The organism is Arthrobacter sp. 10T416 (assembly GCF_056394165.1).
This window is the reverse complement of sequence record NZ_JBFTHI010000012.1, coordinates 72,678-87,387: the sequence shown is the minus strand read 5'-3', so window position 1 is coordinate 87,387 and position 14,710 is coordinate 72,678. Positions and strand designations below refer to the sequence as shown.

The window sequence follows — 14,710 nt, the reverse complement described above, 5'->3', positions numbered from 1 at the left end:
AATCCTGCGGTGCAGCAGGAATCACGGTTAGGAAATCACATGGCAACAGAGACAGTTGCGACACCCCGGACCAGCATGCGGGTAGGTGTGCAGAAATTTGGCACTTTCCTGTCCGGAATGATCATGCCCAACATCGGTGCCTTTATCGCCTGGGGCATCATTACCGCCTTCTTCATCCCGGCGGGCTTCACCCCGAACACCGAGCTCGCCAAACTGGTGGGCCCGATGATCACCTACCTGCTGCCGCTCCTCATCGGCTACACCGGCGGCCGGATGGTCTACGGCGTCCGCGGCGGTGTGGTCGGCGCGGCCGCCACCATGGGCGTGATCGTCGGCACGGACATTCCGATGTTCATCGGCGCCATGATCATGGGCCCGCTCACGGCCTGGATCATGAAGAAGATCGAAAGCCTCTGGGAGAACAAGGTCAAGCCCGGCTTCGAAATGCTGATCGATAACTTCACCGCCGGCATCGTGGCCGCCATCATGGCCATCTTCGGCATGCTGGTGATCGGCCCGGTAGTGAAGGCCTTCAGCAACGGCGCCAGCGCCGTCGTCGAATTCCTGGTCCACAACGGCCTGCTGCCGTTCACCAGCATCTTCATCGAACCCGCGAAGGTCCTGTTCCTGAACAACGCCGTCAACCACGGCATCCTGACCCCGCTGGGCACCGAACAGGCGCTCGCCCAGGGCAAGTCCATCCTCTTCCTGCTGGAAGCCAACCCCGGCCCGGGCCTGGGCATCCTGCTCGCGTACATGGTCTTTGGCAAGGGCATGGCCAAGGCATCCGCCCCCGGTGCGGCCCTGATCCAGTTCGTCGGCGGCATCCACGAGATCTACTTCCCGTTCGTCCTGATGAAGCCGATCATCATCCTCGCCGCCATCGGCGGCGGTATGACCGGTATCTTCACCCTCGTCCTGACCGGCGCCGGCCTGCGTTCCCCGGCCGCCCCGGGCAGCATCCTCGCCGTGTTCGCCGCGACCCCGGCGGACAGCCTCCTGGGCGTGGCCCTGTCCGTGCTCCTGGCCGCCACCGTGTCCTTCCTGATCGCGTCGGTGATCCTGAAGACCAGCAAGGCCCCGGCCGAGGACGACCTCGGCGCAGCCACCACCCGGATGGAAAGCATGAAGGGCAAAAAGAGCTCCGTGTCCTCCGCCCTGGCGGGTGCCGGTGCGGGTGGCGTCGCGGTGCTGGCCGGGCCGGTCAAGAACATCGTGTTCGCGTGCGACGCCGGCATGGGCTCCAGTGCCATGGGCGCCTCGGTGCTGCGGAACAAGATCAAGGCGGCCGGCTACCCGGACGTTAAGGTCACCAACTCCGCAATCGCGAACCTCAGCGACACGTACGACGTCGTCATCACCCACCAGGACCTGACCGAGCGGGCCAAGCCCGCGACGTCCAGCGCAGTGCACGTCTCCGTGGACAACTTCATGAACTCGCCGAAGTACGACGAGATCGTGGAACTGGTCAAGAGCAGCAACGCGCCGGCCGACGCGTCCGGCGTGGGCGAGGGTACGGGGGCTGGTACGGCTGCGGCAGCTGCGGCTCCCGAGGCCGTCACCGGCGCCGCGCCGTCCGACATCCTGGTGGCTGAAAGCGTGGTCCTCAGCGGCACGGCGACCACCCGGGACGCCGCGATCGACGAGGCGGGACGGCTGCTGCTGGACCGCGGAGCCGTCGACACCGGCTACCTGGCCGCCATGCACGAGCGCGAGGAATCCGTCTCGACCTACATGGGCAGCTACCTCGCGATCCCGCACGGCACCAACGCCGCCAAGGACCACATTATGAAGTCCGCGGTATCGGTCATCCGCTACCCGAACGGCATTGACTGGAACGGCAAGGAGGTCAAGTTCGTGGTCGGCGTCGCCGGCATCAACAACGAGCACCTCCAGATCCTCTCCTCGATCGCCAAGGTCTTCACCAACAAGGCACAGGTCGCGCAGTTGGAGGCGGCCACCACCGTCGACGAAGTGCTCGACCTGTTCGGAAAGGTCAATTCCTAGTGAAGGCTGTTCATTTCGGAGCCGGAAACATCGGCCGCGGATTCGTCGGGCTGCTGCTGCACGAGGCCGGGTATGAGGTGGTGTTCGCCGATGTCGCGGACGCCCTGATCACCCAGCTCGCCGCGGCGGACAGCTACCAGGTCCACGAGGTGGGGGACAGTCCCGCCGAGCGGACCGTGGACAACTTCCGCGCGCTGAATTCCGGTACACAGGAGGCCGACGTCGTGGCTGAAATCGCGACGGCGGACATCGTCACCACCGCGGTGGGCCCGCACATCCTGAAGTTCGTGGCGCCGGTGATCGCCCGGGGGATTGCGGCACGGGCGGCCGGGCTGGCGCCGCTCCAGGTGATGGCCTGCGAGAACGCCATCAACGCGACGGACCTGCTGAAGACCGAAGTCGCCGCCCAGTGGGATCCGGCCGCCGGCTCCCTGGACGGGGCCGCCGTGTTCGCGAACACGGCGGTGGACCGGATTGTGCCCAACCAGGAGCCCGGCCAGGGCCTGGACGTCACGGTGGAGACGTTCTACGAGTGGGTGATCGACCGGACGCCGTTCGCGGGCAAGCAGCCGGTCATTCCGGGGGCGACCTTCGTGAACGACCTCGCGCCGTACATCGAACGGAAGCTCTTTACGGTCAACACCGGGCACGCCTCGGCCGCCTACTTCGGGTTCCAGGCGGGACTAGGCAAGATCTCCGAGGCCATGGCCGACCAGGACGTTGCCGCGGACGTGCGCGCCGTACTGGACGAGACCAAGGAACTCCTGGTGTCCAAGCACGGGTTCAACCGCGAGGAGCAGGAGGCCTACGTCCAGAAGATCCTCGGCCGATTCTCCAACCCGCACCTCCCGGACACCGTGAACCGGGTGGGGCGTGCGCCGCTGCGCAAGCTCAGCCGGCACGAGCGCTTCATCGGCCCCGCGGCGGAGCTTGCCGAACGCGGAATCGTCCCCGAGGCGCTGCTTGGCGCGATTGCCGCCGCGCTGCGGTTCAACGATCCCGCCGATGCGGAGGCCGTTGAGCTGGCGCAGATCCTGAACTCCTCCGCCCCGGAGGACGCCACCACCAAGATCACGGGCCTGGCCGCCGAGCACCCGCTGTTCCCGGCCGTCCGTGCCCTCGTCGAGGAGGCCAAGGCCGCCGTCTAGCGGCAACCTCCCCGGCCGCACCTGCTGCACCAGAACAACAAACCCTCCCCCGCCTGACGGTAGGGGAGGGTTTGTTGTGTCGGCCGGTGTCGTGCGTGCGGCGGGCGTCAGGCCCGGCCGGCTGCGGCCGTTTCGGCGTCGGCCATGGCCTTCCACTCGGCCACCCGCGCCTGGTGCAGCGGGGAGCGCCGGACGACGGCGTAGGCCGCGCCCAGGACCACGAACCAGACCGGGGTGACCAGGAGGGCCGCCAGGGTGTCGGCCTGCGTGGTCAGCGCCCAGACCAGGAACGCGAAGAACGCGAACACCACCCACACCATGGGGATGCCGCCGGGCATCTTGAACGTCGAGGCGGCGTGCAGCTGGGGGCGGCGTTTCCGGAACACGAGGTAGCTGGCCAGGATGATGCTCCAGACGAACATAAAGCAGACCGCGGAGACTGTGGTGACCATGTCGAAGGCCACGCCCACGTCCTTGCCCGCGTAGAGCAGGGCGACGCCTGCGAGCAGCAGCACGCAAGAGAGGAACAGGGCGTTCTGCGGGACCTTGCGGGTGGAAAGGCGGCCGAAAAGCTTGGGTGCGTCGCCGTCGTTGGCCAGGCCATAGACCATCCGGGACGTCGAGTAGATCCCGGAGTTGGCCGAGGACATTGCGGAGGTCAGCACCACCAGGTTCACCACGGTGGCGGCCATGCCGAGCCCGGCGAGGGAGAACATGGCGATGAACGGGCTCTGCCCGGCCTTGAAGCCGGTCCACGGGGTGACGGACATCAGGATGATGAGCGCGCCGACGTAGAAGAGCATGACGCGCAGCGGGATGGCGTTGATGGCCCGGGGCAGGTTGTGTTCCGGGTTCTTGGTTTCGGCCGCGGCGGTGCCCACCAATTCGATTCCTACGAACGCGAACACGGCGATCTGGAAGCCGGCCACGAAGCCCATGAACTCCTTGGGGAAGAAGCCGCCATGGTTCCACAGGTTGCTGAAGCTGGCGGTGCCGGCGTTGGACTGGAAGCCGGTGAAGATCATCACCAGGCCCACCACGATCAGCGCGACGATGGCCACGATCTTGATCAGGGCAAACCAGAATTCAGTCTCGCCGAAGGCCTTGACGGTCGGCAGGTTCAGCAGGAGCAGGATGATGATGGTGGCCAGTCCCGGGATCCAGAGCTGGATGCCCGGCCAGAGTTCCTCGGCGTAGCCGGCGATCGCGATGACGTCGGCCACCCCCGTGACCACCCAGCAGAACCAGTACGTCCAGCCGGTGAAGAAGCCGGCCCAGGGTCCCAGCAGGTCGCCGGCGAAGTCGCTGAAGGACTTGTAGTTCAGGTTGGAGAGCAGCAGCTGGCCCATGGCGCGCATCACGAAGAACAGCATGAAGCCGATAATCATGTAAACGAAGATCACGGACGGCCCGGCGACGGAGATGGTCTTGCCGGAGCCCATAAAGAGGCCGGTGCCGATGGCGCCGCCGATGGCCAGGAGCTGGATGTGCCGGTTGCTCAGCGAGCGTGCAAGGTGGGGCTCGGTGTCCCGGCTGGAGGCAGTTCTCTGCTCCGCGGTTGTCTGTTCGGACATGTCAACAATCCTTAGTGTGGTCCGCCGCATTGGGTGACGGCGGTTACAAATCAGCCTCTCTAAAGTACAGGCTTAGAAATCGTGGCGCGTTGCCGGCGGCCGCTCCGGCGTCATGGCAGGCTGGGCACGTGACTTCGACTTCAGCCGGCCCGGCCCCCCTGCTAACATTCGGCGTCGACGGCGGGAGGTTCAGCCTGCGCCCCGCTGCCCGCGCGGACCTGCCCGCCATTCTCCGGCTGCTCGCCGACGACCGGCTGGGGGCCGTACGGGAGGAAACCTCGGATCCGGCGCCCTACGAGGCCGCCTTCGAGGCGATCGACGCGGACCCCGCCCACCTGCTGCTGGTCGGGGAACTCGCCCCGGAGCAGGGCGGCCCCGCCCGGGTGGTGGCCACGTTCCAGCTCAGCTTCCTGCCGGGCCTGTCACGGCGCGGCTCGTGGCGCGCGCAGCTCGAAGCGGTCCGGGTGGCCGCCGAGTTGCGGGGCCAGGGCGTCGGGGCGGCGATGGTCGGCTGGGCACTTGAGGAATCGCGGCGTCGGGGCTGTTCGCTCGTCCAGCTGACCACCGATAAGTCCCGGACGGCCGCGCACCGCTTCTACGAACGGCTGGGCTTCGCGGCCAGCCATGAAGGCATGAAGCTCCAGCTCTGACCCAGCCCTGGCCCTACGCCGCGCCCGTGCCCGGGCGCACCATTGACTCTTAGGCACCCTAACTGTTAGGCTACCTAACTATGAGTGAGAACCCGCTGCCGGACGCCGGCCTGCTTGCCCTCGCCGGGGATTTCCGCGAGGCCCTCCGCCACAGCATCTACCTGGTCCGCCGGCTGGACGCCGATGGCGAGCTCAGCGCCGCCCAGCTCAGCACGCTCAAGATGCTCGTGGACGATTCCGGCGACAGCGCCGGCGCCGCGGGTGCGCGGGTGGGTGAAATTGCCCGCAACCTGGGCGTCAAGGTCCCCAGCGCCACCGAGCAGATCATCAAGCTCGAAGGCGCCGGACTGGTCCGGCGGGAGGCGGATCCCGAGGACTCCCGGGCCGTCCGGGTCAGGCTCACCCCCGAGGGGCATGCCGCCGTCGAATCGGCCAACCACCGCCGCAACACGGTCATGGCGGAGATCCTCGGCTCACTCACAGACGCGGACCGGCGGGCCCTCGCGGCCGCCATCCCGGTCATCGGCAGGATCAACGAGACCCTCCAGCCCTGACGGCCGCTCCCTTCGGGAAAGCCCGCCGCTGGAACCAACGAAAAGAACAAACCACAACACCTGAGGAGCGCCCTCCATGGACGGCCAGCTCACGGCCCCCGCGCCGGAAGCAACATCAACCCTCGAGGCCGAAAAGGCTTCACTACTCAAGCAGCCCAAGGCTGTCTGGGCCACCGCCCTGGCCGCAGTCTTCGCTTTTATGGGCATCGGACTGGTGGACCCCATCCTGCCCGCCATCGCCAAGAACCTCGATGCCACCCCCAGCCAGGTATCCCTGCTGTTCACCAGCTACTTCCTGGTCACGGCCATCGCCATGCTGATCACCGGGTTTGTCTCCTCCCGGATCGGCGGCAAGCGGACGCTGCTGGCCGGTCTCGCGATCATCGTGGTGTTCGCCTCTCTCTCCGGGATGTCCGGCAGCGTTACGGAACTGGTGGGCTTCCGGGCCGGCTGGGGGCTCGGCAACGCCCTGTTCGTCGCCACCGCCCTTGCCGTGATCGTCGGCGTCGCCAGCGGCGGGGCCGGAACGGCGATCATCCTCTACGAGGCTGCCCTGGGCCTGGGCATTTCGCTCGGTCCGCTGCTGGGGGCCCTGCTGGGCGGCTGGCAGTGGCGTGCCCCGTTCTTCGGCACCGCACTGCTCATGGCCTCGGCCTTCATCGCCCTGATCGCCCTGCTGCCCAAGACCCCGCTGCCGGCACGAAAGGTCCGGCTCCGGGACCCGCTGCTGGCCCTGGGCCACAAGGGACTGCGGACGACGGCGGCCAGCGGCCTGTTCTACAACTACGGCTTCTTCACCATCCTCGCCTTCACGCCCTTCATCCTGGGGATGGATGCCTACGGGATCGGCGGGGTGTTCTTCGGCTGGGGCGTCGCCGTCGCCGTCTTCTCGGTATTCGTCGCCCCCGCGCTGCAGCGGCGCTTCGGCGCCGTCCGGGTGCTGAGCGGCACGCTGGCGCTGCTGCTCCTGGACCTGGCCGGCCTTGGCCTGGCCGCCGGACACTCCGTCCCCGCCGTCGTCGTCCTGGTGGTGGTCTCGGGTGCCCTGCTGGGAATCAACAACACCATCTACACCGAACTGGCGATGGGTGTCTCGGATTCACCGCGGCCGGTGGCCTCCGCCGGGTACAACTTTGTGCGCTGGATGGGCGGTGCGCTGGCGCCATTCGCCGCGGCGCAGCTGGGTGAGCACTTCGGGCCCCAGGTTCCGTTCTTCGCGGCGGCCGGCGCCATGGCGCTGGCGATCGCGGTGGTCCTCGTCGGCCGCCGGTACCTCAGCTCACACGAGCCGCACCTGGTCTAGGGGTACGGTTCCTGCATTAACAACAGATGAGGCCCATGTTCCGTGGAACATGGGCCTCATCTGTTGTTCGAACGGCTGCCGCTACTTCTTGGCGGAGCCCTTCGGGACGAACAGCGTCTCTGCGTGCTCAAGGGACATGCCGTTGGTTTCGGGCACCTTGAACATCACAAAGAAGAACGACGCCGCCGCGAACAGGGCGTACATGGCGTAGGTCAGGGGCAGCGACGCCGCCGCCATCACCGGGAAGCTCAGCGTGATCGCGAAGTTGGCGATCCACTGGGCGGCCGCGGCCAGGCCCAGGGCGCGGGCACGGATGCGGGACGGGAAGATTTCACCCAGCAGCACCCACACCAGCGGACCCCACGAGGCGCCGAAGCTGATGACGAAGACGTTGGCTGCCACCAGGGCTGCCGGACCCCAGGCGCCGGGCAGGGTGATCGCCTCGCCGGAGCCGGTGGCCGAACCGAAGGCCACAGCCATGGTCGCCAGGGAGGCGGCCATCCCGATGGAACCTGCCAGCAGGATGGGACGGCGGCCGATCCGGTCCACCAGCGCGATGGCCACCAGGGTCACCAGGATGTTGGTGATGGCCGTGGCCACGGAAATGGTGAGGGAGTCCTTTTCCTGGAAGCCCACGGCCTTCCAGAGCGTGGTGGAGTAGTAGAAGATCACGTTGATGCCCACGAACTGCTGCAGCACCGACAGGATGATGCCGATCCAGACCACGGGCTGCAGGCCCAGGGCCTTGCCGCGCAGCGAGCCCTTCTGGCCCGCGAGCTTGTCCTCTTCGATGGCCTTTTTGATGTCCCGCAGATGCCGGTCGGTGTCACCGTCCGGGGCGATGGACTGGAACACCTTCAGGGCTTCCTCATCCTTGCCCTTGAACACGAGGTAGCGCGGCGACTCGGGCAGGGTGAAGGCGATCCAGCCGTAGACCACCGCGGGGACGGCCCCGGCGATGAACATCCAGCGCCAGGCTTCGATGCCGAGCCACAGGGTCTGGTCCGCGCCGCCGGCGACGTTGGCGAAGACCGCGTCCGAGAGCAGGGCGGCGAAGATGCCGGTGGTGATGGCGAGCTGCTGCAGCGACGCCAGGCGGCCGCGGACGTGCCGCGGCGAGATCTCGGAGATGTAGGCGGGGGCGATCACGGAGGCCAGGCCGATGCCCAGGCCGCCGATCAGACGCCAGAAGATCAGGTCCCAGACGCCGAAGGCGAAGCCGGTGCCGAACGCGCTGACCAGGAACAGGAGCGCGCCGATCTTCATCGCGGGGATGCGGCCGTACCGGTCAGCGACCTTGCCGGCGAGGTAGGCGCCGGCGGCGCAGCCCAGCAGGGCCACGGCGACAGCAAAGCCGGTCACGGCCTCGCTGAGCGCGAATTCTTCCTTGATGGCGTCGACTGCGCCGTTGACGACCGATGAGTCGAAACCGAAGAGGAAGCCGCCAACGGCGCCTGCCACGGCCAGCCAAATGACCCGCTTGGGGATCTTGGCGGCGGTCTGGTCTTGGGTGGTGGTCATGAGGCTCCCTTGGCAATTCTCGGTAGACGGCTCACGCCGCAACTACCCAGTCTTGCACTGGCGCCGCCGCGATGCATGTCACACGCTTGCCAGGTGATGTGAAACATACGGTTCGCGGCGGCGCCGGCGGGGCCCTCTGTGCCTAGTGGGCCGGGACGGATTCCGACGCCGCGGCCTTGGGGTCCGTCAGCTTCTTGTTCGGCAAAGCGAAGCTGATCAGGAACGCGACGCCGGTCAGGACGGCGGCGGTGAGCATCACGGCGTCGATCGACTGGGCGAATCCTTCGGTGATGGGCCGGGTCAGGGCGGCATTCGCCGTGTGCAGCCAGCTCGTGTCGTTGAGGGAGTCGTTGCTGGCGCCGTTCTTGAAGAACTCGTAGAGCTTGACGTTGGCCGGGTCGGCGGCCACGGCCGGATCCTTGAGGACCTTGAGGTAGTCAGCGTTCTTCACGGCGTCTTTCATCCCCGTGGCGATCTTGTCGGCGGCGAGGCTGAACAGCATCGAGATGAACACCGCGGTGCCCACGGCGCCGCCCATGGACCGGAAGAACGCGGCGGAGGACGTACCCACGCCCATATCCTTCGCGGGAACGGAGACCTGCATGGCCAGGGTGAGCGGCTGCATGCAGAAGCCCAGGCCCAGGCCGAAGAACACGGCGATGGCGCCGGGGACCCAGAGCGGGGTGTCGACGCCCAGCGAGAATCCCATAACGACGGCGGCCGCGGTCAGGACCGCGGTGCCCAGGATCGGGAAGATCCGGTACGTCCCGGACGCGGAGATGGTCCGCCCGGCGGTGATGGACCCGGTCAGGATGCCCACGGTGAAGGTGATCATCATCAGGCCGGCCTCGGTGGGGGTGAGGCCCTTGACCAGCTGCAGGTACATCGGCAGCATCGCGATGGCACCGAACATTCCAACGCCGATGATGAAGTTCAGCAGGGAGGAGAGCCCGAAGGTGATGTTCTGGAACAGCCGGAGCGGAATCAGGGCGTAGTCGCCTGCGCGCTTCTCGGCCAGCAGGAACGCGATGATGCCGAGGACGCCGAGGCCGTAGCAGAGGAAGGCGCCGGTGGAGCTCCAGCCCCATGTCCGGCCCTGCTCGGCGACGAGCAGCAGCGGCACGATGGCCAGGGTGATGGCCGCCGCGCCCCAGTAGTCGATCTTTTGCTTCAGGTGCTTGGCCGGCAGGTGCAGGTACAGGAAGACCACAGCGAGGGCAGCCAGGCCGATCGGGATGTTGATGAAGAAGACCCAGCGCCAGCCGTCAAAGCCGAGGATCGTCGCGGAACCGGCGAAGGCGCCGCCGATCACCGGACCCAGCACGGAGGAGATGCCGAAGACGGACATGAAGTAGCCCTGGAACTTGGCGCGGTCCTTGAGTGCCACGATGTCCCCGATGATGGTCAGCGCGAGGGCCAGCAGGCCGCCGGCGCCCATGCCCTGGATGCCGCGGGCCACCGCGAGCTCGGTCATGGAGTGGACCGAGCCGGCATACAGCGAGCCGGCCAGGAAGATCAGGATCGCCGCGAGGTACAGCGGGCGGCGGCCGAAGATGTCGCTGAGCTTGCCGTAGAGCGGTGTACTGACCGTGGACGTGATCAGGTACGCCGTCGTCGCCCAGGCCTGCAGCGAAAGGCCGTCGAGGTCATTAGCGATGGTGTAAATGGAGGTCGAGACGATGGTCTGGTCCAGCGACGAGAGGAACATACCGAGCATCAGGCCCACCATGACCGTGATGGTCTGGCGGTGCGTCAGGACCTCGCCGGGCAGGCGGGCGGATGTGGTTTTGGACATAACTGCTCCAAGGGGAAGAAAGTGGGGTTAAGCAGGAAGGTTGCTTTCAGTAACTATCTTACTGTGTGCTTTGTTCCCGCCCGCCCACTTTTCCGGCGGCCCGGGCCGTGGCTTAGCGTTCCAGCAGGATCCCGTCCGGGTCGCACCAGATCCGCCGGCCCGGCCGGATGGCCACGCCGTCGATCTCCAGCTCCACGTCGGTTTCCCCGGCGCCCGCCTTGGCGCTCTTGCGCGGGTTGCTGCCCAGGGCCTTGACGCCCAGCTCCAGCCCGGCCACGGCCACCCGGTCCCGGATGGCGCCGTTGATAACGACGCCGGCCCAGCCGTTCCGGACGGCGCTCGCCGCGATCAGGTCCCCCATCAGCGCGGTCCGCAGCGAGCCGCCGCCGTCCACCACCAGCACCGCTCCGTGTCCCGGCGTGGCCAGGGTTTCCTTGACCAGGGCGTTGTCTTCGAAGCAGCGGATGGTCCGGACCGGGCCGCTGAAGTGCGTGCGGCCGCCGAGTGACTGGAACTGCAGGGCGATCGAGTCCAGCTCCCCGCCGCGCTCGTCGTAGAGGTCGGCGGTGTTGACAGGGTTCGTGGGGGCATCCGGCACGGGTTCTCCTTGGAGGGGTTCAACGGCGGTCATGGGTGATGCCCACGATAGTCTGGGCCCACACTGATCATCAGTCATCCGTTCCGGGGGAACCACATGAGCCTGTCCAACACCGACGCACCGGCGCTCGCCGAACCCCGGCAGCGCGTCCGGCCGGTCTGGACCGCCGGGGTGGTCCTGGTCAACGTGGGCATCAACGCGGCGTTTTTCGGTCCGCTGCAGGTGCTGCTCGGCCAGCAGGCAGCCGCCTTCAACGAGGGCGAAAAGGAAGCCATCCTGGCCCTGGTCACCGGGGCCGGGGCAGCCGTCTCGCTGGTTGCCAACCCGTTGTTCGGGGCACTGAGCGACCGGACCACCGCCCGGCGGGGCCGGCGGGTGCCGTGGGTCCTCTTCGGCGCGATCCTCGGGGCGGCCGCGCTGGTAGCGCTGGCCGGCGCCCCGGACGTCGCCATGATGACACTGCTCTGGTGCCTCGTCCAGGCCGGCTGCAACGCCGCCTATGCCGCCGTCACCGCCGCCATCCCGGACCGGGTGCCGGTGCCCCAGCGCGGCACCGTCGGAGGGCTAGCCGCCATGGGCCAGACCGTGGGCATCCTCCTCGGTGCCGTCATCGCGGCCGTCGTTTCGGGCAACTTCGCGCTCGGGTACGTGTTCTCCGCCGTGGCGCTGCTGGCCGGCGTCGTCCTGTATTTCTTCAAGAACGACGACGTCGCGTTGCCTTCGGGGGGCAGGTCCCCCTTCCGGCTGGGCGCATTTCTCCGCAGCTTCTGGATCTCCCCGGCCCGCCACCCGGATTTCGCGTGGGCCTGGCTGACCCGGCTGCTGGTGAACATCGGCAACCATATGGTGACGCTGTACCTGCTCTTCTTCCTCACCGATGCAGTGCGCCTGCCGCAGACACAGGGCATCGGGGCGGAGCTCGGCGTGTTGATCCTGACCGGCCTTTACGCGGTGATGGTCATCATTACGAGCGTGGTCGGCGGCCGGATCAGCGACCGGATGGGCCGGCGCAAACCCCTGGTGATCCTCTCCTCCGTCGTCATCGCCGCGGCCGCCCTGATCCTGGCGTTCGCCCCCACCTGGACCGGGGCGCTGATCGGTGCCTCGGTGCTGGGTATCGGCTTCGGTTCCTACCTGGCCGTGGACTTCGCCCTCATCACCCAGGTGCTGCCGACGGCGCTTAGCCGGGGCAAGGACCTGGGCGTTATCAACATCGCCAATTCGCTGCCCCAGGTGCTCGCCCCGCTGATCGCCTATCCCTTTGTGGCCCTCTGGGGCGGCTACGTGTCGCTGTACGTGGCGGCCGCCTTTATCGGTCTGCTGGGCGCCGTTTTTGTGGTCAAAATCAAGGGTGTGGACTAGCGTCCAGCCGGACTGTATGACTGGCGGAAGGCCCTGTCCCGTGCCGTATAGTGGACGGGATTGCCGCGGCAGCGCTGTGGACTGACCCTCCCGGCTGCCGAGAAAAACGACCCCCGGAACGCTGCTGATGCCTGAATTCCCTTCGGATCTTCCGCCAATGGCCCCGCCGCCCACGCTGCCCCGGCAGCGCCGGCGTTATGCCCGGATTCTCGACGTCGCCGCCGGCTTCGCCCGGAAGGGCCTGGACTCCGTGGTCCTGTCCGAAGTGGCCGCCGGAGCGGACGTGCCGCTGGGCACCCTGTACCGCTACTTCCCTTCCTCGACTCAGCTGATGCTGGCGCTCTACCGCAAGCAACTTGGCGAACTGCACCAGGGCGAATGGCCGGCAGGCACCAAGGCACCCGCGCACGCCCTGGCGGGAGCGGCGATGGAGATCTTCCACATGCGCCTGATGCAGCCCGCCGTCGAGCAATGCCTGAACCGCACGGTGTACGCCAAGGACACAGACACCACCCGGCTGCTCCGGGACATCGACACCACCGCGGAGAAGGCTGTGACCGCCGTCAGTGGCGATCCGGCCGTCTCGCGGGTCCTGCTCCTGACCGTCACGGGCCTGGTGCAGGCCGTCCGGTGCCGCCGCCTGTCACTGTTTGAGGCGGAGGAAGACCTGAAGAAGGCCTGCTCGCTGCTGGCCCGCGGCGGCGGGAACGGGTCTCCGGTCTAGACCAGTTACCGCTATGTGTCCGGCCGAATCTTCGGCGGGCAACCGGGCTGCTTACCATGGCAGGACCGGAGCGGCGCCAGCGCCAGCACTTCCGGAAGCTCCATACCGCAGGCCCGCCACCCCGGGGCCGCCCCGGAGTTTTCCCAGACCATCCGGGGCACCGCGGTGCCCCAGCAGCCAAAGTGCCGTACGCCCACGGTGAGCCCCAGGAGACAACGACGTGTCCACTGAAACGATCAATCCCTCTGCCCGCACCTCCTCCGCAGGGGCCGCAGACGCCCCCGTCGCCGCACTCGGCGACGAGGAAATTTTCGCCTCCCACCAGGGCGGCAAGCTCTCGATCGCCAGCACCGTCCCGCTGGCCAGCAAACGCGATTTGTCCATTGCCTACACCCCCGGGGTCGCACAGGTCAGCCGCGCGATCGCGGCCGAACCGGGCCTCGCCCGGACCCTCACGTGGGCCGAGCGCCTCGTAGTGGTGGTCAGCGACGGAACGGCCGTCCTTGGCCTGGGCAACATCGGCCCCAGCGCGTCCCTGCCCGTGATGGAAGGCAAGTCGGCGCTCTTCAAAGCCTTCGGCGACCTCGACTCCATCCCGCTGGTCCTGAACACCACCGACGTGGACGAAATCGTCGAAACGCTGGTCCGCCTGCGCCCCAGCTTCGGCGCGGTCAACCTCGAGGACGTGTCGGCGCCGCGCTGCTTCGAGCTCGAGGAGAAGCTGATCGAAGCCCTCGACTGCCCCGTGATGCACGATGACCAGCACGGCACCGCCGTCGTGGTCCTGGCAGCCCTGACCGGCGCCGCCAAGGTGACCGAGCGCGAACTCGGGAGCCTCCGCGTGGTGGTCTCCGGGGCCGGCGCCGCGGGCATCGCCGTCGCCGAGATCCTGCTGGCCGCCGGAATCGACGACGTCGTCCTGCTTGACTCCCGCGGCGTGATCCACAAGGACCGCACCGACATCGCCGCAGATCCGAACAGCAAGAAGGCCGAACTCGCGGCCCGCAGCAACCCCCGCAGTGTCTCCGGCGGCCCCGGCGAGGCGCTGCTCGGCGCGGACGTCTTCATTGGTGTCTCCTCCTCGCGGCTGGATGAAGAGCACCTCAAGCTGATGAACCACAGCGCCATTGTCTTCGCCCTGTCCAACCCGGACCCGGAGGTGCTGCCGGAGGTCGCGGCCAAGTACGCCGCCGTCGTCGCGACCGGCCGCAGCGACTTCCCGAACCAGATCAACAACGTGCTGGCCTTCCCCGGGATCTTCCGCGGAGCCCTGGACGCCGGGGCGCGGCGCATCACGCCGGCCATGAAGCTGGCAGCCGCCCGCGCCATTGCAGGGTTGGCCGAAGGCGAGCTCTCCGCCGACTACATTGTCCCGAGCCCCCTGGACCCGCGCGTCGCTCCGGCCGTGGCAGCCGCCGTCGCAGAGGCCGTCGCAGCGGAGTAACGGGCCGTCGCGGCCGCCGAGCCTAGACTG

Annotated in this window: 12 protein-coding genes; 8 read left to right on the top strand and 4 right to left on the bottom strand. The window is 67.7% G+C overall.

The genetic code is table 11. From position 1 onward, the window contains the following. Positions 1-39 precede the first annotated feature (39 nt). Both AC1DBE_RS13055 and AC1DBE_RS13050 read left to right on the top strand, forming a co-directional pair. The gene (locus AC1DBE_RS13055) at positions 40-2,007 is read left to right on the top strand and encodes a PTS mannitol transporter subunit IICBA (RefSeq protein WP_476970800.1); all 1,968 of its coding nucleotides are present in this window, start codon (positions 40-42) and stop codon (positions 2,005-2,007) included. Beyond that, positions 2,007-3,155, top strand: a complete 1,149-nt coding sequence (locus tag AC1DBE_RS13050) for a mannitol-1-phosphate 5-dehydrogenase (protein ID WP_476970799.1) — start codon at positions 2,007-2,009, stop codon at positions 3,153-3,155. The genes AC1DBE_RS13055 and AC1DBE_RS13050 overlap by 1 nt, the downstream gene beginning before the upstream one ends. Positions 3,156-3,262: 107 nt before the next feature. Here the strand turns inward: AC1DBE_RS13050 and cycA are convergent, their stop codons facing one another. Continuing rightward, positions 3,263-4,729 carry a D-serine/D-alanine/glycine transporter gene (gene cycA / locus AC1DBE_RS13045; RefSeq protein ID WP_476970798.1) on the bottom strand — a complete coding sequence of 489 codons (1,467 nt, stop codon included), beginning with the start codon at positions 4,727-4,729 and terminating at the stop codon, positions 3,263-3,265. A 128-nt stretch (positions 4,730-4,857) separates the two neighbouring features. Between cycA and AC1DBE_RS13040 the strand changes: the two genes are divergently transcribed. The 3 genes from AC1DBE_RS13040 to AC1DBE_RS13030 all read left to right on the top strand — a co-directional run bounded on the left by AC1DBE_RS13040 (position 4,858) and on the right by AC1DBE_RS13030 (position 7,236). Continuing rightward, complete coding sequence (locus tag AC1DBE_RS13040; RefSeq protein ID WP_476970797.1) at positions 4,858-5,379, top strand: N-acetyltransferase family protein; 522 nt, start codon at positions 4,858-4,860, stop codon at positions 5,377-5,379. 80 nt (positions 5,380-5,459) lie between these two features. Beyond that, complete coding sequence (locus AC1DBE_RS13035) at positions 5,460-5,933, top strand: MarR family winged helix-turn-helix transcriptional regulator (RefSeq protein ID WP_476970796.1); 474 nt, start codon at positions 5,460-5,462, stop codon at positions 5,931-5,933. Between the two features lie 76 nt (positions 5,934-6,009). Further along, positions 6,010-7,236: an MFS transporter gene (locus AC1DBE_RS13030; RefSeq protein WP_476970795.1), complete on the top strand. Its 1,227-nt coding sequence runs from the start codon at positions 6,010-6,012 to the stop codon at positions 7,234-7,236. A gap of 81 nt (positions 7,237-7,317) precedes the next feature. Here the strand turns inward: AC1DBE_RS13030 and AC1DBE_RS13025 are convergent, their stop codons facing one another. From AC1DBE_RS13025 to rraA, 3 genes are all read right to left on the bottom strand, one after another. Continuing rightward, complete coding sequence (locus tag AC1DBE_RS13025; protein ID WP_476970794.1) at positions 7,318-8,757, bottom strand: sugar porter family MFS transporter; 1,440 nt, start codon at positions 8,755-8,757, stop codon at positions 7,318-7,320. A gap of 142 nt (positions 8,758-8,899) precedes the next feature. Beyond that, on the bottom strand, positions 8,900-10,552 hold the full coding sequence (locus AC1DBE_RS13020) for an MDR family MFS transporter (protein ID WP_476970793.1): 1,653 nt from the start codon (positions 10,550-10,552) through the stop codon (positions 8,900-8,902). 112 nt (positions 10,553-10,664) lie between these two features. Further along, the gene (gene rraA, locus AC1DBE_RS13015) at positions 10,665-11,150 is read right to left on the bottom strand and encodes a ribonuclease E activity regulator RraA (RefSeq protein WP_476970792.1); all 486 of its coding nucleotides are present in this window, start codon (positions 11,148-11,150) and stop codon (positions 10,665-10,667) included. 96 nt (positions 11,151-11,246) lie between these two features. On the opposite strand from rraA, the gene AC1DBE_RS13010 reads away from it, so the two are divergent. The 3 genes from AC1DBE_RS13010 to AC1DBE_RS13000 all read left to right on the top strand — a co-directional run bounded on the left by AC1DBE_RS13010 (position 11,247) and on the right by AC1DBE_RS13000 (position 14,680). Then, the gene (locus tag AC1DBE_RS13010) at positions 11,247-12,512 is read left to right on the top strand and encodes an MFS transporter (protein WP_476970791.1); all 1,266 of its coding nucleotides are present in this window, start codon (positions 11,247-11,249) and stop codon (positions 12,510-12,512) included. Positions 12,513-12,669: 157 nt separating this feature from the next. Then, positions 12,670-13,236, top strand: a complete 567-nt coding sequence (locus AC1DBE_RS13005; RefSeq protein ID WP_476970790.1) for a TetR/AcrR family transcriptional regulator — start codon at positions 12,670-12,672, stop codon at positions 13,234-13,236. A gap of 235 nt (positions 13,237-13,471) precedes the next feature. Then, positions 13,472-14,680 carry an NAD(P)-dependent malic enzyme gene (locus tag AC1DBE_RS13000; RefSeq protein WP_476970826.1) on the top strand — a complete coding sequence of 403 codons (1,209 nt, stop codon included), beginning with the start codon at positions 13,472-13,474 and terminating at the stop codon, positions 14,678-14,680. Positions 14,681-14,710: the final 30 nt, after the last annotated feature.

Excerpts from the sequence above, each read along its gene's own strand:
- AC1DBE_RS13055 (WP_476970800.1), top strand. The coding sequence starts at position 40 with ATGGCAACAGAGACAGTTGCGACACCCCGGACCAGCATGCGGGTAGGT.
- cycA (WP_476970798.1), bottom strand. The coding sequence starts at position 4,729 with ATGTCCGAACAGACAACCGCGGAGCAGAGAACTGCCTCCAGCCGGGAC.
- AC1DBE_RS13035 (WP_476970796.1), top strand. The coding sequence starts at position 5,460 with ATGAGTGAGAACCCGCTGCCGGACGCCGGCCTGCTTGCCCTCGCCGGG.
- AC1DBE_RS13030 (WP_476970795.1), top strand. The coding sequence starts at position 6,010 with ATGGACGGCCAGCTCACGGCCCCCGCGCCGGAAGCAACATCAACCCTC.
- AC1DBE_RS13025 (WP_476970794.1), bottom strand. The coding sequence starts at position 8,757 with ATGACCACCACCCAAGACCAGACCGCCGCCAAGATCCCCAAGCGGGTC.
- AC1DBE_RS13020 (WP_476970793.1), bottom strand. The coding sequence starts at position 10,552 with ATGTCCAAAACCACATCCGCCCGCCTGCCCGGCGAGGTCCTGACGCAC.
- AC1DBE_RS13010 (WP_476970791.1), top strand. The coding sequence starts at position 11,247 with ATGAGCCTGTCCAACACCGACGCACCGGCGCTCGCCGAACCCCGGCAG.
- AC1DBE_RS13005 (WP_476970790.1), top strand. The coding sequence starts at position 12,670 with ATGGCCCCGCCGCCCACGCTGCCCCGGCAGCGCCGGCGTTATGCCCGG.